The sequence below is a fragment of the Marinobacter sp. C2H3 genome, from assembly GCF_037080155.1.
Classification (GTDB): domain Bacteria; phylum Pseudomonadota; class Gammaproteobacteria; order Pseudomonadales; family Oleiphilaceae; genus Marinobacter.
Window position 1 is genome coordinate 163,487 of the sequence record NZ_JBBBNZ010000004.1, and the last position, 18,927, is coordinate 182,413.

20 protein-coding genes are annotated in these 18,927 nt (G+C 56.9%); 11 read left to right on the forward strand and 9 right to left on the reverse strand.

What is annotated here, in order from left to right; translation table 11 throughout:
• Positions 1-30: 30 nt before the first annotated feature.
• On the reverse strand, positions 31-2,250 hold the full coding sequence (locus V3388_RS13380) for a DNA topoisomerase III (RefSeq protein ID WP_336368075.1): 2,220 nt from the start codon (positions 2,248-2,250) through the stop codon (positions 31-33).
• Between the two features lie 121 nt (positions 2,251-2,371).
• Between V3388_RS13380 and V3388_RS13385 the strand changes: the two genes are divergently transcribed.
• Both V3388_RS13385 and V3388_RS13390 read left to right on the forward strand, forming a co-directional pair.
• A complete protein-coding gene (locus V3388_RS13385; protein ID WP_336368076.1) occupies positions 2,372-2,728 on the forward strand; it encodes a BolA family protein in 357 nt (118 codons plus the stop codon).
• Positions 2,725-3,348 (forward strand): L-threonylcarbamoyladenylate synthase, encoded by a 624-nt coding sequence (locus tag V3388_RS13390; protein ID WP_336368077.1) that lies wholly within the window; start codon positions 2,725-2,727, stop codon positions 3,346-3,348. The genes V3388_RS13385 and V3388_RS13390 overlap by 4 nt, the downstream gene beginning before the upstream one ends.
• 47 nt (positions 3,349-3,395) lie before the next feature.
• Here V3388_RS13390 and V3388_RS13395 read toward each other — a convergent pair whose 3' ends face one another.
• A complete protein-coding gene (locus tag V3388_RS13395; protein WP_336368078.1) occupies positions 3,396-4,064 on the reverse strand; it encodes a hypothetical protein in 669 nt (222 codons plus the stop codon).
• Positions 4,065-4,191: 127 nt separating this feature from the next.
• Here V3388_RS13395 and V3388_RS13400 point away from each other — a divergent pair, with 127 nt between their 5' ends.
• Positions 4,192-4,941: an SDR family NAD(P)-dependent oxidoreductase gene (locus V3388_RS13400; RefSeq protein WP_336368079.1), complete on the forward strand. Its 750-nt coding sequence runs from the start codon at positions 4,192-4,194 to the stop codon at positions 4,939-4,941.
• An 11-nt stretch (positions 4,942-4,952) separates the two neighbouring features.
• Here the strand turns inward: V3388_RS13400 and V3388_RS13405 are convergent, their stop codons facing one another.
• Positions 4,953-5,948, reverse strand: coding sequence for a GGDEF domain-containing protein (locus tag V3388_RS13405; protein WP_336368080.1), 996 nt, complete (start codon positions 5,946-5,948; stop codon positions 4,953-4,955).
• 187 nt (positions 5,949-6,135) lie between these two features.
• A complete protein-coding gene (locus V3388_RS13410) occupies positions 6,136-6,945 on the reverse strand; it encodes a sulfite exporter TauE/SafE family protein (RefSeq protein ID WP_336368081.1) in 810 nt (269 codons plus the stop codon).
• Positions 6,946-7,095: 150 nt separating this feature from the next.
• Between V3388_RS13410 and V3388_RS13415 the strand changes: the two genes are divergently transcribed.
• Positions 7,096-7,863: an AraC family transcriptional regulator gene (locus V3388_RS13415; protein WP_336368082.1), complete on the forward strand. Its 768-nt coding sequence runs from the start codon at positions 7,096-7,098 to the stop codon at positions 7,861-7,863.
• A gap of 199 nt (positions 7,864-8,062) precedes the next feature.
• Here V3388_RS13415 and V3388_RS13420 read toward each other — a convergent pair whose 3' ends face one another.
• Together V3388_RS13420 and V3388_RS13425 are read right to left on the reverse strand one after the other, a co-directional pair.
• Positions 8,063-9,214: a hypothetical protein gene (locus V3388_RS13420; protein WP_336368083.1), complete on the reverse strand. Its 1,152-nt coding sequence runs from the start codon at positions 9,212-9,214 to the stop codon at positions 8,063-8,065.
• Positions 9,215-9,220: 6 nt separating this feature from the next.
• Positions 9,221-10,459 carry a hypothetical protein gene (locus V3388_RS13425; RefSeq protein WP_336368084.1) on the reverse strand — a complete coding sequence of 413 codons (1,239 nt, stop codon included), beginning with the start codon at positions 10,457-10,459 and terminating at the stop codon, positions 9,221-9,223.
• A gap of 209 nt (positions 10,460-10,668) precedes the next feature.
• Between V3388_RS13425 and V3388_RS13430 the strand changes: the two genes are divergently transcribed.
• The 4 genes from V3388_RS13430 (at position 10,669) to V3388_RS13445 (ending at position 14,096) form a co-directional block, all read left to right on the forward strand.
• On the forward strand, positions 10,669-11,019 hold the full coding sequence (locus V3388_RS13430) for a hypothetical protein (protein ID WP_336368085.1): 351 nt from the start codon (positions 10,669-10,671) through the stop codon (positions 11,017-11,019).
• Positions 11,020-11,050: 31 nt separating this feature from the next.
• Complete coding sequence (locus V3388_RS13435) at positions 11,051-12,016, forward strand: DUF932 domain-containing protein (protein ID WP_336368086.1); 966 nt, start codon at positions 11,051-11,053, stop codon at positions 12,014-12,016.
• Positions 12,017-12,102: 86 nt separating this feature from the next.
• Positions 12,103-13,104: a YqaJ viral recombinase family nuclease gene (locus tag V3388_RS13440; protein ID WP_442915651.1), complete on the forward strand. Its 1,002-nt coding sequence runs from the start codon at positions 12,103-12,105 to the stop codon at positions 13,102-13,104.
• 62 nt (positions 13,105-13,166) lie between these two features.
• Complete coding sequence (locus V3388_RS13445; RefSeq protein ID WP_336368087.1) at positions 13,167-14,096, forward strand: recombination directionality factor; 930 nt, start codon at positions 13,167-13,169, stop codon at positions 14,094-14,096.
• Here V3388_RS13445 and V3388_RS13450 read toward each other — a convergent pair.
• Complete coding sequence (locus V3388_RS13450; protein WP_048496379.1) at positions 14,075-14,311, reverse strand: helix-turn-helix domain-containing protein; 237 nt, start codon at positions 14,309-14,311, stop codon at positions 14,075-14,077. The two genes, V3388_RS13445 and V3388_RS13450, sit on opposite strands and share 22 nt — an antisense overlap.
• 346 nt (positions 14,312-14,657) lie before the next feature.
• On the opposite strand from V3388_RS13450, the gene V3388_RS13455 reads away from it, so the two are divergent.
• Positions 14,658-16,094, forward strand: a complete 1,437-nt coding sequence (locus tag V3388_RS13455) for a hypothetical protein (protein ID WP_336368088.1) — start codon at positions 14,658-14,660, stop codon at positions 16,092-16,094.
• Positions 16,095-16,307: 213 nt separating this feature from the next.
• Here V3388_RS13455 and V3388_RS13460 read toward each other — a convergent pair whose 3' ends face one another.
• Both V3388_RS13460 and V3388_RS13465 read right to left on the reverse strand, forming a co-directional pair.
• On the reverse strand, positions 16,308-17,417 hold the full coding sequence (locus V3388_RS13460) for a helix-turn-helix domain-containing protein (RefSeq protein WP_336368089.1): 1,110 nt from the start codon (positions 17,415-17,417) through the stop codon (positions 16,308-16,310).
• Positions 17,418-17,448: 31 nt separating this feature from the next.
• The gene (locus V3388_RS13465) at positions 17,449-18,048 is read right to left on the reverse strand and encodes a hypothetical protein (protein WP_336368090.1); all 600 of its coding nucleotides are present in this window, start codon (positions 18,046-18,048) and stop codon (positions 17,449-17,451) included.
• 163 nt (positions 18,049-18,211) lie between these two features.
• Between V3388_RS13465 and V3388_RS13470 the strand changes: the two genes are divergently transcribed.
• Both V3388_RS13470 and V3388_RS13475 read left to right on the forward strand, forming a co-directional pair.
• Complete coding sequence (locus V3388_RS13470; RefSeq protein ID WP_336368091.1) at positions 18,212-18,466, forward strand: FitA-like ribbon-helix-helix domain-containing protein; 255 nt, start codon at positions 18,212-18,214, stop codon at positions 18,464-18,466.
• Entirely contained in the window at positions 18,463-18,882 is a 420-nt protein-coding gene (locus V3388_RS13475; RefSeq protein WP_336368092.1) for a type II toxin-antitoxin system VapC family toxin, read from the forward strand. Before V3388_RS13470 ends, V3388_RS13475 begins: the two co-directional genes overlap by 4 nt.
• Positions 18,883-18,927: the final 45 nt, after the last annotated feature.

Consider the following 18,927-nt stretch of genomic DNA (forward strand, 5'->3'; position numbering starts at 1 on the left):
TTCCAAATTGGGCATTTGGAAACAGTATCGTTATGTAGATTTGCGTAAAACACCGGCCGGCTCACCGTTGACGTCATCTACGGTTTGTCGGCAGGCGGGGAAATTGCTGCAGCCCCAGAACCAGCCTTTTTTGCCCTGGCGACGGACCAGGGGCGAGAAGCAGTGGGGGCAGGGCACCGGCTTCTGGCCTGTGCCGTCTTCGGGCGCCGCGTCCTCGATGGGTCGGGTGCCTTTGCATCCGGGGAAGCGGGTGCAGGCGAAGAAGCGGCCAAAACGGCCCTCCCGCTCGGTCATCACCGCCCGGCATTTGGGGCAGTGGGGCGGGGCTTCCGGGTGCGTGCCGACCTCGGCCGCGCCGTCACCCGGCAACGCGCCCGGTTTGCCCGCTGCGCCGCGCCCCTGGACCAGTTCCCGGATTTCGGCCTGAAGGTCTCCCAGGAAGGCCCTGGGATCACCGTCGCCCTGGCGGATGCGCTCGAGGGTGGCTTCCCATACCGCGGTGCGATCTGGCGCGGTCACCGAAACCGGCAGGGCGGCGATCAGGGACTTGCCCTTGGCGGTCGAGCGGATATACCGGCTCTCTCGGGTCAGGTAATCCCGTTTGAACAGGGTTTCGATGATCGCCGCCCGGGTCGCCTCCGTGCCCAGGCCGTCGGTGTCCCTCAACGTCTGGCGCAGGGCCTTGTCGCTGACAAAACGGGCAATGTGGGTCATCGCCGAGAGCAGGGTGGCGTCGGTAAACGGCTGGGGTGGCTGGGTCTGTTTCTCCCGGATATCCACCTGGCCGCAGTGCACCGGGTCACCCTTCGCCAGCCGGGGAAGCGGTGGCTTATCGGCCTCATCGCGCTGGTCAGTGCTGGCCGCGTCCGGATCGCGCCGGCGCCGTTCCAGGGCCTTCCAGCCCGGGCTCAGCACCGCCGTTTCCGAGGCCCGGAACCGGTGCTCGCCAAAGCGCACGGTGAGCTTGCCTTCCCGGTGCATGGCGTCGTCGTGGAACTGCATCAGGTAAAAGCGGCTGACCAGCTCGTAGATCCGTGCTTCCGCCTGGGTCAGTTTGCCGTTGGGTCTTGGCCGGCTGGTGGGAATGATGGCGTGGTGGGCGTCCACCTGCTTGTCGTTCCAGGCCCGGCTGCGGCGGCTGGTGTCCGCCGTCTCGGTGTGGGTTGCCAGCTCGGGCATCACCCGGGCGATGGCGGCCACCACCTGAGGCCCCTGGCTGAAATGCTCTTCTGGCAGGTACCGGCAATCCGAACGGGGGTAGGTGATCAGTTGGTGCCGCTCGTACAGCGCCTGGGCGGTATCCAGTACCTCTTTGGCGCCCATCCGGAACTGCCGGCCCGCCTCAATCTGCAGGGCGGACAGGGACAACGGCAGCGGCGGCGGTTCCGGCCGGTCCCGGAAGCGGGCCTCCTCGACCTGCCCGTCCTGTCCCGTTGCCTCGGCGGCGATCCGTTCCGCCACCTCGCGGTCCAGTAGACGGTTTTCCTCGTCCAGGTGAGCGTCATAGGCGGGGTCTGCCACCCAGCGCGCGCTGAAGGGTGTGGCGTCAGCGGCGTCGCCGGTGGCCTGGCATCGGGCATCCAGCCGGAAGAACGGCTTCGGCTCAAAATGCTCGATGGTGTTATCCCGCTCTACCACCAGGCCCAGCACCGGCGTCTGCACGCGGCCAACGGAAAATACGCCCTGTTCTCCCTGCTGCTGGTAGCGCAGGGTGTAGTGCCGGGTCAGGTTGATGCCGTACAGCCAGTCGGCGCGTTGGCGGGCCAGGGCCGAGTGGGACAGGCGCCGGAACGCCCGGTTGTCCTGGGGCTTCTGCAGGGCGCGGGCCACCGACGCGGGGGTCAGATCGTTGATCAGCACCCGGTATACCGGGGCCTGGGTGCCGGCATGGCGCAGCACTTCATCCACCAGCAACTGGCCTTCCCGGTCCGGGTCGCCGGCGTGGTAGATGGTCCGGGCCTGGCGGATCAGGGATTCCAGCACCCGGAGTTGATGCCGCACGCTGTCCTTGGGCACCACCTGCCAGCGCTCCGGCAGCAGCGGCAGATCCTCCATGCGCCACTTTTTCCAGGCCGGGTTGTACTGGCCGGGCTCAGCCGGCTCCAACAGGTGGCCGATGCACCAGCTTACCGTGGCTGCGTCGTCACCCTGGCCGCACCGAATCCAGCCCTGCCCCTTTTCGTGGGGACCGGGGAGGGCGGCAGCAATGGCGCGCGCCAGGCTCGGTTTTTCGGCGATGTACAGATTCATGGCAAAGGATGCGTGCGGATTGGCCGGGGAATGTCGCGCGTCGGGCCGCCGGTGTCAAGGTTCCCGGCCGGTGGTGTAGACTGTGTGTTAATGCAGCGTTACTGAGACGGGAGTCCTGCCGATGACGGTACAGAAAGCCATCGAATCCAAACTTGCCGCGGCGCTGGAGGTACAGCACCTCCAGGTCGAGAACGAAAGCCATAGGCACAGCGTGCCGGCCAATTCGGAAACCCATTTCAAGGTGACTCTGGTGTCCACTGAGTTTGAGGGCCAGATGAAGGTACGGCGCCATCAGCGGTTGTACCAGATCCTCGCCGACGAACTGGCCGGACCGGTGCATGCCCTGGCCTTGCACCTGTATACCCCGACCGAGTGGGCCGCCACCGGGCAGCAGGCACCGGCGTCCCCCAATTGCCTGGGTGGTTCCAAGCACGATCCGGCCATGGCCGCCCGCTCGTCGGCGGAGCAGCGCTCATGAGCCAGTTTTTCCAGATTCACCCGGAAACGCCCCAGAAGCGGCTGATCAACCAGGCCGTGGAGATTCTGCGCAGGGGCGGTGTTATCGTTTACCCGACGGACTCCGCCTACGCGGTAGGCTGCCACCTGGGCGACAAGAACGCCGCCGACCGGATCAAACGCCTGCGCCGACTGGACGACAAGCATAACTTTACCCTGGTGTGCCGGGACCTCTCGGACATCGGCGTTTACGCCAAGGTGGACAACACCCAATACCGACTGCTGAAGAACTTCACGCCGGGGCCTTACACCTTCATTCTGGATGCCACCACCGAAGTCCCGCGCCGGCTGCTGCATCCGAAACGACGGACCATCGGTGTGCGGGTGCCGGACAACGCCATCGTCCAGGCACTGCTGGCGGAACTGGGCGAGCCAATCATGAGCAGCACGCTGATCCTTCCCGGCGAAACCGATCCGCTGACCGATCCCTACGACATCCGGGAAACCCTGGAACACGAGCTGGATCTGATCATCGACGGCGGTTTTTGCGGTATGGATGCCACGACCGTAGTGGACTTCACCGGTGAGGCGCCGGTGGTGGTGCGGGTCGGCAAGGGCGATCCGGCGCCGTTCGAGGGTTAACGCCGGATTTTGTCAGCAGGTCAACGCCCGGGCGGAGCGCCCGCCGATCAGGCCCGGGCGTTCAGCCGGAACGCGTAGAGTGCGGACTCACCGCCCGCTTCAAGGCGGGTAGCGCTGGCGGATTTGCGCAGGCTGTCGTAGCGATGCAGCACGTCCTGCAGGCCGTTGAACTGCTGGTTTTCGCTGACCACGCTGTCGAGTACCGAATTGTTCACGCCGTAGGCCTGGTTCAGCTTCAGCGCGTTGTCCATGAACTTCAGCGTGGGCTCAGCGGCGCTCAGGCGCGAAAAGGCGTCTTTAAACCCACGGTTGTGGTTCAGGTCTTTCTCGATCTGCTGTCGTATCGTATCCGGCAGCGCCCCATCCAGTCCGAGGCCGCCATTCGGCCGCCGGCTGACGTTCAGCGCGGTGGCCGGCGACTGGTTGTACTCGGCAAGCTTGTGCCGCAGGGTTTCCCGCACGAAGGCAACGTCTTGCCCTATGGACTGCTTGTAGTGGTTGAGCGGCAGGCGGCGGGTTTTCAGATCGTTCGGCGCTTCTGTGGTCGCGGACCGGGTAAAGCGATCGTCGGTCGCGGAGCCGTTTGAGGCGCTGTCGGCCGCGCCATTACTCGCTTTGGCCGACGCCGGTTCCGCCGGCGATGCGGGCGTGCGGCCGCCGTCCAGGCCGTTCTGGAACTGGGTGCTGGCACGCAGCAGGGTGCTCAGAAGTGACATGCGGCTCCTCCAACGGCCGGGCAAACGGCCGTAATAACGCGATCTGGAAGATGTTCAGCAATTTCCGGGCCATCGGCGAGCGCGGTGGTCTACACTACCCCATCACCATGAACAGCAGGAGATTTCGATGACGTTTGATTTCCAGGGCCGGCGGGTAATCGTCGCGGGCGGCAGTAAGGGGATTGGCCGGGCCATCGCACTTGGCTTTGCCCGGGCCGGGGCGCAGGTTTCGGTGTGTGCTCGGGGGCAGTCCTCCCTCGACGCCCTGGCCAGCGAAGCCGCCGGCGAAGGCCTGAGCCTGCGCGTGGCAACGTGCGATATCGGCGACAAGGCATCCCTCGAGGCCTACTTGCACAGTGCTCTGGACACCCTGGGTGGCCTGGATGTGCTGGTGAACTGTGCCTCGGCGTTCGGCCGGGACGACAACGAGGAAGGCTGGTTGAGCAGCGTTGAGGTAGACCTGATGGGCACGGTGCGTGCCGGCCACGTTTGCCTCCCGGCGCTGCGGGAAACCGGCGGCAGCATCATCAACATTGCCTCCATCTCCGCCTTCCACGCCTCCACCCGCACCGCGCCCTACGCCGCCATCAAGGCCGCCGTGGCCCACTACACCGGCAGTCTGGCTGCCTCCATGGCGCCCCACAAAGTGCGGGTGAACGGCATTGCCCCGGGCTCCATCGAGTTCCCGGGTGGCGTCTGGGACAAAGCCCGGGAACACAATCCGGCGCTGTACGAGAGTATCCGTGGCAGCATTCCGTTCGGCCGGCTGGGCACGCCGGAGGAGGTCGCCGACGTGGCCCTGTTCCTGGCCTCGGATCTGGCCCGGTGGATCACCGGCCAGACGCTGGTGGTGGACGGCGGCCAGGTGCTTTCCTGAGGGGGTGGCGGTTACTGGCCAGCGATCCGGTTGCGGCCGGCGGCCTTTGCCTGATAAAGCTTCTCGTCCGCCCTGTGCATGAGGGTGGCGAGCGTTTCCTCTGGAACCTCTGAGCTGGCGATGCCGATGCTGGTGGTAAGCGCGAGCTCGATACCGTTATGCTGGCAGCGCTGCGCTTCAATTGCTTCCCGCAGACGCTCTGCCAACCGGCAGGCGTCGTCATGGCCCGTTCGGGGCAGCAGCACGCAGAATTCCTCGCCCCCCAGCCGGCAGGCGATATCATCCCGGCGAACCTGGGCCCGAAGGACGTCGGCGACGTGCTGAAGCACCATATCGCCGGCGGCGCGGCCGTGATCGTCGTTGATGCGCTTGAAGTAGTCGAGATCCAGCATCAGTACCGACAACGGTAGGGCGCGCTCGCTGGTGATTCGCTGGAAGGCCTGCTCAAGCTGGGTCCGGTTGGCGAGTCCGGTCAGGGAATCGGTGAGCGCCTGCTGGGAGAGCCGTTCTTCCGCCCGCTCCCGGCTGGCCTCGTAGAAGTGAGAAAACATGTAGCCCCAGGCCACCACCGCCAGCACGTTGGCGATCGCCCCTGGTGAGCTCGCCGCCACCGTCGCCCCAAAGCGCCAGAGAAACAGCCCGGCGGCGATCGCCAGGTAAGCGGCGGAGAACAATCCCCCCAGCTTTCGACCCAGCAACAGGTAGGTGGTCACCGGCATCACCATCACCCAACTGAAAACCGTGATGGAGGTAATCGGCAGGGCAAGGGCGTACAGGGTGACCACATAGAGCGCGATGATGTAACACAGGCACCAGCGCCGAAGGTGGTGGGTGGCCTTGACGATGGGCAACAACAGAAGAACCACGAGCGTCAGCGCAAGTTCAATTGTCATGAGCCCGTGTTTTCCCGCAAAGAGGTTTACCACGGCAAAGATCACACCGAGTAATGCCGTGACGCCCAGCAGCAAGCGCAGAAGCTGCCGCCTGTGCCGGTAAGACAGCGGCATGCCGTGGTCGGGCGACGGGCGTTTTGCCGATGGTTGCTGTGTCTGAGGAAGAGGGCGTGAACTCACGGTATGCCTGTCGCCGCTGGTTGAGAGTGGGGCTGACGCGGCGCAGATCGCCGCCGACTTGCATCAATACCGGAAAATCGCCGCCAATACCAGCACTGGCGCGGCCCCGTGGACCGGAGTGTTACATCAGCATCGCCAGCCAGAAAATCACCAGTAGCGCAATGTAGCTCCGGGCATGCCACTGGTCGGGCAGGCGCCCGATGTAGGTTGCCGCCAGCTTGATGCCCAGCCAGGAGCCGGCAAGCAGAGCCATCAGGGCCAGCAGGTTGATGTACCCCAGGTACCAGGGACCGAGGGCCTGGCCCTCTTGCCAGCTGAAGATCACAAAGCCGGCGGTGCCGGCCAGGGAGACCGGCAGGGTCAGCGGGCTGGCCATGGCGGTGGCCTGGGTCATGCTGGCCCCACGGCGACGGAGCAGAGGCACCGTCATCACGCTGCCGCCCACGCCAAGGCAGGCGGCGATGCCGCCAATCACCGTGCCGGCCACCGCGCTGCCGGTTTTGCCGAGGGAGCGGGTATGGCCGTTATTGCTGGCGGTAAACCCCGGGCGGAACAGGCAATCAAGAATGGTCACGCCAAGGTAGACAATGAAGGCCCAGCGTAGCCAGGGCCCGGCAACCATCGTGCCGGCACCGGCGCCGATCAGAGCCCCCACCGCAATATAGGCCAGTAACGGTCGGATCACGTCCCACTGGAGCGTACCGGCGACATGGTGTTTGCGGGTGGCCATCAGGGAACTGAAGATCATCAGGCAGGTCGAGGTGGCCACCGCGATGTGCATGGCAGACTGGCCCGCCAGGGTTTCCGGGCCGTAGGCCAGACTGATGCCCTGAAACAATACCGGCACGATCACAAAACCGCCGCCGAAGCCAAAGAGTATGGTGGTAATGCCCGCGCCCAGACCGATCAGGGCCAGTACTGCGTAGAGCATCCGGTGTCTGCCTTCTGCCAATCCGTCGGGATAAGCCCAAAGCACCTGGCTAAGGGCGTTGAAAGACAGCGTAATACGGCGCTCTGTTGGCTGACATTCGCGTTTGGGTCATCTACGATTGATTTTCGGCCAATCGGAGAGGGCTCCGCCATGCGCAACGTCAGTCTTCAGGATTACGACCACTGGCCTGCGCCGGTCCTGGCGATTGGCACCGATTACCGGGACGGCTATCTGTTGCCCCGCCACAGCCACCGCCGTGCCCAGTTGCTGTACGGCGGTACCGGCGTCATGGAAGTGTTCACCGACGACGGCACCTGGATCGTGCCGACCCACAGTGCCGTCTGGATTCCGCCGGGTGTGGCCCATGAGGTGCGCATGATGGGCGTAAGCACCCGGAGCCTGTACGTGGAGCCGGCCGTCCAGCCTCGGCGTTCAGCAAGCTGCGAGGTGATTCGGGTATCGCCCCTGCTCCGGCAATTGCTGCTCAGCGCGGTGGATGTGGGGCCGGAATACACGGCGGATAGCCGGGATGGGCGCCTGATGGCGCTGATTCTCGCGGAGCTGGGGGCGGCGACGCTCATGCCGACAACGCTGCCCATGCCCAAGGATCCGGAGCTGCACCGCTTGTGCGAGGCCTTCGCCCAGCGGCCCGACATTCTCGCCCGGGCCAGGGATTGGGCGGCTTGCATCAACAAAAGCGAACGCCACTTTTCTCGATTTTTCCGCCAACAGACGGGCCTGTCCTTCGCTGCCTGGCGTGGCCGCGCCTGCATTATGGACGCAATCGTCAGGCTGGGCAGAGGGGATTCAGTTACGGACGTGGCCTTGACCCTCGGCTACGAGAGCCCATCAGCGTTCTCATCCATGTTTCGTAAAGTGCTGGGTGAGGCGCCGAGCACCTATGTGCGGCGGGAGTAGAGTTGGCAGGGGGTTGCCGTTTCATGGTTGTGCTTGTGAATGTGGTACCCCCGGCAGGACTCATAATAAATAATAAATATTTGATTTAATAAGATTATTTTTTTAACTGTTCTTTCTATGCCCCCAAATATACCCCGTTCGATCAATCTTGTTGCTTTCGGACTGGGCTGAGCTTTAATTCGTTGGATGCTTATGCTTATTATAAGCTTTCGTCCTTTATTGTTTCCTTACGTAACCCGTAAAGTAAACTCACACAGCATTTTAAGAAATAGCTGGCAATTTCATTCATCCCAGAAATTATTTTTGGGTCTTTTTCTTGGCGAATCACTAAAGAAGCCCGGTCATGAACAATACAATTCCGGACCTTGTAGATGCATGAGGGCCAGTCGGCCTTCGAGAAATCCTTTTCAATAAATTCTTGAATAAACTCTTTACTTAGTCTTGCACATTCAGAAAATTCGTCGGATTCGATGTGGCTTCTGTCAAAATACCTGGAATAAAGAGTTTTGATCCGGTTTTTTTCTCCGGTCAACTCCTGTAGCTTCTCTTTACTGGTCCAAGCATCGTAATCGGATGCATTTTTTACAAATTCATCAAGTTCGCTCTTAAATATGAAAGAAATCAAAATTTCTATTATTTGATATAAGGAGATAAATTTCGAAAAGGGGTCGGGCTGCTCCCCAGCCATGTGGAGCAAGAAGAATATGGAGCTTCTTTTTTCTCCTAAGTGCTGGGGGATTTCTTTAATCGAGAGCGATTGTATTTCTGGGAAAATATCCGAACCGTAGTGGACGTCATCTAATTCGTAGAACCTTGCACCGTGACGTGCGAGGTTTATTAAAACTGATTGGGAGTCAGGGCAAAGCGCAAGACTGGTCACTGCAATTGCCTTCTCACCACCTTCAAGTTGATCAGAAACAAAAAGATCGTCAAAGGAAAGCTCCTGCTCACTAATGCGATCTTCTGATATTTCTACTGCTTTATGACCGATACCGTCGAAAAGAACGTGCTCAATGGCAGCTTTTGCGTAGCCAGCTTCATAGGTATTGAATTCCGCATTGGTATCTGAAAGCGCTTCGACAGAAAATAAATAGCCAATCGTCCTGCCTGTTGCTTTTGCCTTTATGGGCACAGATCCGCCTTGTATTCCACCTGGAATAACGACAAGCGAGCTGAAGAAGTCTCCTAAAACAGCCCCGTGCATAAAAGACTTTTCAACGAATGATGAAATTGTTATCGACAGGGTTCCGTCGTACTCGATAACATATCCTTTGCCCTCAACAGTATGAATGTCGAATAATGCCTGGTTGAAGAGCTCTGGAGCTAGCCTACTAACGACTGATTTCTCCATGATTTGCTAACTGCCATATACGTTGTCGTAGGCTTCTTTTGCTTTGATCATTGAGTCAGATATATTTAGGAAGCATTCTTCGTCATCATTGAATAAAAGTCGGAAAAAGTAATTGAAATATGCCCGTTGGGAGTCGCCTACTTTCTTAGATTTTGCTCTTACCTCATCCAAGCAGAAAATCAACCAGTCCATGGGATGATCGAGTTCTTCTCCAATGTATACTTGTTCCACAATGCCCCTCACGGACGCAAGGTCGCCTAGCTTCTCTGACCTTTTGACGAGTCGATGCAGTGCCGCGCCGAATCCAGCCATAACCTGTACTTTGGAACCAAAAACAATCATGTCTCGGGCAAAGGGTGTTCCTCCCAGATTTCGCTGCATTGATTCTGGGTCAAAGTTCCAATTCGGGAATAAGTGATCGAATTTTCGAATCAATTTGTCATATGTGACGATAAGGTCGGATAGATCTTCTGCGCTCTCGGGCTGAAAGCCTTCAAGGAACTCGCTCTCTTTCAAAATCGTAGAGATCGTTTGCTTCGAATAAGAGTTATGAGTTCCAGTTGAGAAAGAATAATACATATCAGAGACATCTGATAATTTATACTCTCCTAGGTTTGAGATTCTTTGATCATCTGCCTCTTTAAAGAGAGCAACGCCTTTTTGAAGAAGAATATCATTGTCTAGGTAGTCTTGATAAAGCATTTCTATTTGATGGCGAAGGCTCATAGGGTTCTGGCCAGTATTCAACGTGATCATCCGATAGAGTATGCCTGTGCGTGATAAGCCTACATAAATTTCCGCTCTTATTTGGGATGAAAATAACTTAGCTAGTGTTTTTTGATCACTGTCAGAAACAAGGTCTTGTATTGTGAATGTCCTTTGTAGACCATCCAGGATAATAAGGTGCTTTCTTTCGATAGCCTCTCGAATGAGAGATTCTAATTTTTTCTTTTGATCCTCAGAGGCTGATCCAGAATCAAGTATCGATGAGATTATCGAATTGAATCCAACTTGGGAATCTTCACTTACCGCAAGAATTATTGGAGGCATGACACAACCATCAATTAGGTCGCGCCCGAGAAGTTGATAGGTTTTCCCGGAGACTTTCACTCGCCTTCTTTGAAGGTCATTTTTGGCAATTATATCTTCCGCAAAGTTCCAATACTCAGCAATAGTCATGGTTACGCCGACATTGATGCCTTTAATTTTTCTATCAACTAGCCAAGAGTTAAATTCTATTGCCATATTGATCGGACCCTTGTTTATCAGGTAAAAGCGTAAAGTCAGTGAGGCGAGCGGTCTTTCTCTATAGCTAAGCCTTTGGCTACCTTACAAAACACTTTTCTAAAAAGCCACATTTCAGCTGTCTAATCTAAAAAATGTCAAACCTACATCACCTCTGTGAACCAGGGCACTGACAGTGCTTTCCCTCCCAATTCACAGAGGTAACTCCAATGTCTGAAAAATGCCCCAACTGCCTGTCCCAGCGGATTGGTAAGAGGAATTACGGCAAGAAATTCGCTGGCGTAGTCGGTGCATCTGCGGGCACCTACGGTGGCTATGCGGCTGCCACCGCCGGCGCCCATGCGGGTGCCAAGCTGGGGATCGTTACCGGTCCTGGAGGTGCAACGGTTGGCGGTCTCGGTGGCGCTGTGATCGGTGCGCTTCTGGGCGGAGCTACAGGCGCGTCTGCCGGCGTGCTTCTGGGCGACATTCTGGATAAGCGCGTGCTCGACAACCTCCGCTGTCTGGATTGTGGCTACTGCTTTAGCACTGATCCTGATTCCCGCGACGATACTTACTAATTCCCCACGTAACTTCCATAGGAGAAAAAGCATGGCTCATCATATCGAGCAAATGGCCTACGTTGGCCAAACCCCGTGGCATGGCCTCGGCAATGAACTGACGTCCAACCAGTCTATTGAGGTTTGGGCAAAGCAGGCAGGCCTGGACTGGCAGATAGAAGAAAGCCCTGTTCGCTATTTAACCAACAACGGCCGTGGTGCACTGGGAGAAATCCTGTCTTATCCAGATTCCAAGGTGCTTTACCGCTCCGACACCAAGGCCCCTCTGTCTGTCGTTGGCAATCGCTTCAAGGTGGTTCAGCCGGAAGAGATCCTTGAGTTTTACCGAGACCTTACCGAGGTTTCCGGTTTCGAACTTGAAACAGCCGGTGTTCTGAAAGGCGGCCGGAAAATGTGGGCGCTGGCCCGAACCGGTCAAGCCGGCATGCTCAAAGGCAACGATCAAACCAACGCTTATGTGCTTCTGGCCACTGCCTGTGACGGAACCATGGCAACGACATGTCAGTTCACCAGCATCCGAGTTGTGTGCAACAACACCCTCGCGGTTGCCCTGAAAGGCTCAACTGCCAACGCCGTTAAGGTTAAGCACAATACCGCCTTCGATGCTGATCTGGTGAAGAAACAACTCGGTATCTCGGTCTCCGCCTGGGATGACTTCATTTACCGTCTGAAGACTCTGAGCGAACGGAAGGTTAAGGCCACAGAGGCCAGGAACTACTTCCTCAAGGTGTTCACTGACGATTCCGGTGCTGGAGTCGGCAAAACCAGCGAACGCTCCATGGCGAAGGCTCTCGGTCTGTATGAAGGTGAGGGCATAGGTGCCAACCTGGCATCTTCCGAAGGTACAGCCTACGGCCTGCTGAATGCCGTCACTGAATTCATCGATCACCAGCGTCGGGCCAAAACCGTCGATCATCGTCTGGATTCCGCCTGGTTTGGAACCGGTGCCGCCATCAAGAACCGAGCATTTGAGCAGGCCATGTCACTTGTGGCCTGAGCCAATCCCACAAATCTCAAAACCGCCATAAAGCCCACCGGAGCCTGATGCTCTGGTGGGCTTTTTTATGTCTGGAGGAAAACACCATGAGCATGAGTGCAAACACCATTCAGAAACAGCGACCGGCATTGCGCCTGGTCTCCACCAAGGGCCTCAGCCGGGATGAATGGCTGAGGGTACGGAAGCAGGGCATTGGTAGTAGTGATGCTGCTGCAGCCGTTGGCATGAACCCTTATCAATCCCAACTGGAGCTCTGGATGGTGAAGACCGGCAGAGATGGCGGGTTGCCGAAACCGGACTCTGATGATCCCACCTCGCCAGTCTACTGGGGCCATATCCTGGAACCAATTGTGGCCGAGCAGTACAGCCAGCAGACGGGCCGAAAGGTGCGCCGGGTGAATGCTGTATTGCAGCACGCAGATCCTGAAAAGCACTGGATGTTGGCCAACCTCGATTATTCCGTGGTGGCCGATGACGACGTGCAGATCCTGGAGTGCAAAACGGCAGGGGAGTTCGGGTCTCGTCTCTGGAAAGAGGGCGTGCCGGATTACATCCAGTGCCAGGTTCAGCACCAACTGGCTGTCACCGGCAAACAGGCTGCGGACGTGTGCGTTCTGCTATGTGGTCAGGAGCTGAAGATCTATCGCATTGAGCGGAACGAGGAGCTCATAGAGGCGCTTTACGTGCTGGAACGTCAGTTCTGGGATTTCGTGGAAACAGATACGCCACCACCCGTTGACGGTACCGATTCTGCCGAACGTGCCCTGCGCCATCTGTATCCGGTGGACAGAGGGGAGACTCTGGACTTCAGCCAAAGCAAGGAGCTATCGGATGCGTTCGACGAGCTGCTGGCCATCCGCAAGGAAATGGAAGTCCTCAGCTCCACTGAATCCCACTTGAAACAGAGAATCGAGAGCCAGATGGGCGAAGCCTCAAAGGCAACCTTCCCAAGTGGCAGCGTCAGCTGGAAGCGCAGCAAGGACTCCATCGGGCTTAACGTAAAGCAACTGCTGAAGGATCAACCAGGGCTTCTGGATCAATACCCACTCAAAAAGCCGGGTAGCCGGCGATTCCTCATCCAAGCATGAATACCCCATTGGCCACGCTGGCGTAACGAGCGCCTCGTGGCCCTTTTTTCAGGAGAGTCATTATGATCAAAGGTTTGGCCATTACGCCTCCCGTGCTGGGGCGTATCAGTATCGGTCGGGTAATCGAGAAGAACGGAATCCGGCTGCCCCAGAAAGACGACCAGTTCACCATCACGTCACAGGTCCAGGAGAAAGACGGATGGGTTCCTCATCCACTCGACGAGGAACTGCGGAAGCAATCCCCAGGCAGCAAGCTGCGGACCATACCGGTGCGGATGCTGTTCAACGATGCGGGCCTCAATCTCCGGGCTGAATACACCATGTTTGACCGAAAAAGTGGACGCCCCATGTGTGTAGGAAATGGCGACACCTGTCAGCGCCTGACGCAATCGGGTGTACAGTCTTTGCCATGCCCGGGTCCGACGCTGTGTGAGTTCGGCAAAGGCGGCCTGTGTAAGCCCTATGGACGCCTGAATGTGAAGGTAGGGGATGATGACGACTTGGGTACCTTCATCTTTCGCACAACCGGCTACAACAGCATTCGAACGCTTGCGGCCAGGCTGAGCTACTACCAGGCAGTCTCTGGTGGTCTATTGGCGTTCATGCCGTTGGAGCTGAGGCTTCGGGGCAAGAGCACTCGGCAGAGTCATGGAACCCCGGTGTACTACGTGGATCTGGTTGTCCGGGACGGTATGAGCCTGATAGAAGCAATCACTCATGCCCGGGACAAATCACACCAGTTTCAGGAAGCCGGCTATGACCAGGCGGCGCTGGAGCGATCCGCAGAAAGTGGATTTGGTAATAGTCTGTTTGAAGAACTGGGAGAGGAATCGGGTGATGTCATTGAGGAGTTTTTCAGCTCTGATGCAGCCAAGCCCGAGACCAGCGGTTCTGAAAATAGCCCCCAGAGCCATCTGCGAGCGATTCAGCGCGAGCTTGCTGGCGGAAGAGGCAACACTACCCTCTCAAGTCAGCAATCGGCACCGGGCTGATCAATATCCGGTAACAGTTCACAAGGGCGACAGCCAAGGCAGTGGGCAATGATGTAGAGCTTCTTTATGGTCAGGTTTACCTGGCCTCGCTCGATCTTGCCCACATAGCTTCTGTCAATGCCGGAAGTGTACGCCAGCTGTTCCTGCGTGAACCCTTTCGCTTTCCGAATTTCCACAAGCCGCCTACCAAGAGCAGTGTTTAACTTTTCGCTCATATTCAGCCCCGTTTAGTTGGCTCGAATATGAGTTTTTGAGGTTAATCACTCCACGGCATATAATACCCATTTCGCCCAAAAATCGGGCGGTAAGTCGCAGTTACAGGGAATGGATTCAGCGACAGCTGGCTCTGGTTCGTGAGCTGCATGTTGTAACCAATGGAGAATAACCTATGAAAACAAGAGCGCTGAGACCGTTCGCCATAGCCACCTTGGGAACACTCACCCTTGGTCTTTCAGGATGCTTCGGTGGAAGCTCATCCAGTTCAGGTGTAGTGGTCAACTAATCCCGGACAGTATTTTAAGGTTTTCCTCAGCCGCAACGGGCGAAGAAAGCAGCTCACTAATGACGCCAACATCACAACTGAGTGGCAAACAAACCGGGAGTTTCCAGGATGCCGCTGTTGAGGGGTTGACCTACTGGACCGCCTCAAACGGTCTGGGTCAAACCGGGGAGAACGGCAGCTTTAATTTTGAACCAGGCGAAGTGATTGCGCTGTACCTAGGGAATGAGTTGGTCACGCTGACCGATGCGGAGCTGTATTCCACGCCGATGGATACGCTCTCCGTTCGCACCATTACTCAGCAAGGCGTGGGGCACCCCAACCAGGGTCTCAACGTGCTAAGGCTGTTGCAGACCATCGACGCCAGTAGCGATGAGGCGACAATCGCGATCCCCGATAGCTTCCATGCTGATCGAAACGGTAGCCTGATCGGGCTGAACTTTGCGCAAAGCACAGCCGACTTCGCCGCTTCAAATGAAGTGGATACAGTTCTGACTGCCGCCGGCAAGCAGGGTGAAGCGTTGGTTGACAGGAGTGTCGCTGCAGCTCACCTGAAGCAAACGCTCGAAAACCTCGACAACAATGTCATCGACCTGAGGGGAACGTGGGTCGCGACCTCCACATACTTGAGTGAATTTGGCGCCACGCCTGATTCCTCGTGCGTGGATGTAGGCCCAGCCACCTGGGTTGTCGGGGACGAAACCGTGTTCCTGTCTGGTGTGGAGCTGAGCAGCGAAACCAGTGGGGGCGTTACCACTTGCTCCGGTGAGGACTACGCCAACGCTGACACCAGTGACTGGCCGGGTGTTACCAAGGCGACCTATGACGGGGTGACCGGAGTTGAGTGGCTGATTGCTGATAACGGAGCGTTGGACTTCGACTGTGGTCCGGAGTGCAGCCTGGCTGAACTGCGCGGTACCATCGACGACTGGGAAGAGCGCTGCTTGGCCGACGACTTCTACGCGACCAAGAGCGAAGGCGATCTGATCAACTTTGATCAGGACACCGACTACTGCACAGAGAGCGATCAGCACAATGGCCCGGTTGTCGGTTACTCCGAAGTGACCTACGTGGACCGTCTGGGTGGTGATCGCCTCCTGAGGGTGAAGCGTGATTTCTTCGCGTCATTCGCACCTGCGCCGACAGCCGAGCGGGCCACTGGCTTCCAGGAGAACGGTTTCTCTCTGGATGTCATGAACCGTAAGGAAGCGTTGGAGCATACGGTAGACCTGACTCAGGGCGAATGGGTGGAAAAGCTCATTTCCGCAACCGATACCCAAACGGTGGACGGTGGTACCTACGTTTTCCCTCAGGACAGTGGCAGTTTGGCATTGGAGTGTGTTGGTGGCTTTGACGCCTGTACCTGGGAGGAATTGAACAGCAGCTATGAGGACGGTGAGGGTAATACTGTGCAGTACATACATGTTCGAGGTACCAACGTTATCAACTGGGTCGAAGGAGATACCGTTGGTACGCTGACGCTCGCCGCCAGCGACTGATGAAATCAATCGCCAACAGCTGCTGGGACAGGTCATCGGGACTAAGCTTCAGAGGTAGAACGAAAATCAGGGGAGATTCTGCGTCTTAGAAGTCTGTCTATAGGTTAGATCTGGCAAGTGGCACATCGAGTGCCGCTTGCCATCGCGGTTTGCTGGTTTTGTTTTTTCTCAAGCGCTAACCTCACGTTAATCTGAACCGATTCCGATGGGGGCTTACACCAACCTTAACTTCGGTTTACTCCTCAACGGAGTGTCGATTTGGTCAAGTTGTTGTGAACTCAAGCCTGTGACCTCCTCGAGAAAGGAACGTTTGACCTTGAGCATGCGAGCAAGTTGTTCGATTCCGATTGAGTGATTATCGGCCAAGGCCTTCAGAGCGGTCGCCAGGAGTTCCGGCGGCTCAGCGGCGATTAGGTTGTCATCTTTCTCACCATTACTTTCCCCATATTTTCGGAGTGTAATGACGCCTGTTTTATACTGTTGCTCAGTTATGAGGTCTAGCTGTCTTGCCCTGTAGAGAATCGCAGCCTTGCTCACTTTCCAGGTTTGTTTGAATTCCCGAATACCAACCCAGTTCAAGCGACTCCCACGAGGGCGTGGGAAAAGTTTGGCCATCATACTTCTTGGCAAAAGTAGGGCGCTTGCAAAGCGATTAGCCTGACTCTCGGTGGTACGGTCACCTGTTATGACGCCTTCATGCATTACTAAATGCCCGAGCTCGTGGCCAATATCGAATCGTTGTCTACAGGTATCAGTCTTGGCAGTGTTCCTCACAATCAACGGTCTTTCGTCAGCGACGGAAAGGGCGTCAATTTGCTTGGATACACTTGCAAAAGTTATTACGGGAGCACCGAGGTTTTCGGCCAACCGGGTCATATTGTCGATAGGCCCCAGGCCCAAGCCCCAATCTCGTCTACAAGACTCCGCGATGTGCTCGATATCGCTCACGCTCGTCACTTGGTCGTAGCTTGGTATACATACTTCAGGCAGTTCCAGGTATTCCTCAAGTGTCCGAATCAGCCTGTTGACCATCTCGCCTCTCGCCACTGCAACCTGTTTGATGCTGCTTTTCGTGGTCATCAAGCTGCGAAAATGAAACTGGTCCTCGTACAACTTCAATTCTCGGTTGAAGAAGAAGTCGCTCTCAACCTGCAGGGTGTCTGCGAGCTCGGTCAACAGCTCCGTCGTTGGTTTGCTCTGCCCAGTCTCCAATTTGTGTAGATATTGGCGGGACTTGTCGACTTTTACCGCCACTTCCTCAAGAGAAAGCCCGCAAAATATGCGGGCTAACCTCAAAGCGGCTCCTTCGAACTCCATAGTCATACTTGCATACTCAAAGTACTCGGCTCACCCATCAGCCTGATGCGTTGCCGCCTTCGGCTTTCGCTGATTTTTTGCCTTCCCGGGATTGCACTTTCGCTGGGGGCAGCTCTTTTGCTTTCGGTGCCGCAGCATGGCCCGTCTCGTAGAGGCTTGTAATGCCAGGCTTATACTCCCAGAGCGAAACCCTTTCCTGAAGCTCGTTGTATCCGACGAAATAAACTCTATCTTCGTCATCCTCAGTGAAGGATCGTTCAACAATGAAGCGCCACATCACTGGCGTATGAAGGTCTACCGGGAAAAGGTCATCAGTATGATTCTGTCTGAAGAATCCTCGTTTTTTGGGCCTTTCGGGATCGTCTCTGAAGAATCTGAATGGCACCTTGTTACCAATGCAAAGTGTTACGTCCATTCCCGCGTGACGGAGGCTTAGCCAGTCGCGCTCTTTGCAAAGGGCGATGAGCCGATTACGACATCTACCGAACACCGTCGATTCCTGAGTATATGCATCATCCCACTCCGAGCTCAAAACACTCATCGTGTCGTGCCTGACATCGAGAAGCTGGTTGGCAATGTCAGCTAAATATTCATTCTTGAGTTCAGGATAAAAGGTCGACGGGAGCGGAAGGGGCATAAGCATCACCTGGCAGATTTGATGTTTTGTCAACCAGGCCGACTTTGGAGCAAACGAAGAATTCTGTCAACCAAAGATTTCGTCGGTCTGCGGCGTCACACCTTGTTAAGGTGCAGTCAGTCTCATACACTGAATGCATTGAATGCAATGGGAGATGCTTCCGATGGCCATGCTGACTGTCCGCAACCTTCCTGATGAGGTGCACCGCGCCTTACGCGTCCGTGCAGCACAGCATGGGCACAGCATGGAAGCCGAGGTGCGCGAGATTCTGGAGGCTACTGTAGCGCCGGAGGGGCGCGTTAAGCTGGGTTCGCTGCTGGCCGAGATAGGCAAGCAGGCCAAGCTTGCCGACAACGAATATGCCGTGTTTGAGCAAGTACGTGACAAGGCGCCAGCCAAGCCGTTGAATTTCAAATGATCCTACTCGACACCAACGTCATCTCCGAGCCACTGCGTAGGGAGCCAGAACATTGTGTTATCGAGTGGATCGACGCACAAGCCCGAGAGACCCTCTACCTATCCGCCATTACTGTGGCTGAGCTAAGGTCGTGCATTGCCCTGCTTCCGGCAGGAAAGCGTCGTACCGGCTTGCTGGAGAACCTGGAACGGCGGGTACTGCCGCTATTTGCAGGGCGTGTGCTTCCGTTTGATCTCCTCTGTGCCCAAACCTACGCCGAACTTATCGCTAAGTCTCAAGATGCCGGACTGGCGATTGCTGCCGCTGACGGCTTTATTGCTGCTACGGCGGCAGCCAACGGTTTTGCTCTGGCCACACGAGATACCAGCCCTTTTGATGCAGCGGGTGTTACGGTTATCAATCCATGGAAACAATAAGCCCCATTCAGCCCACGAATAGCAGAACCAAAATAATTAGGAGCC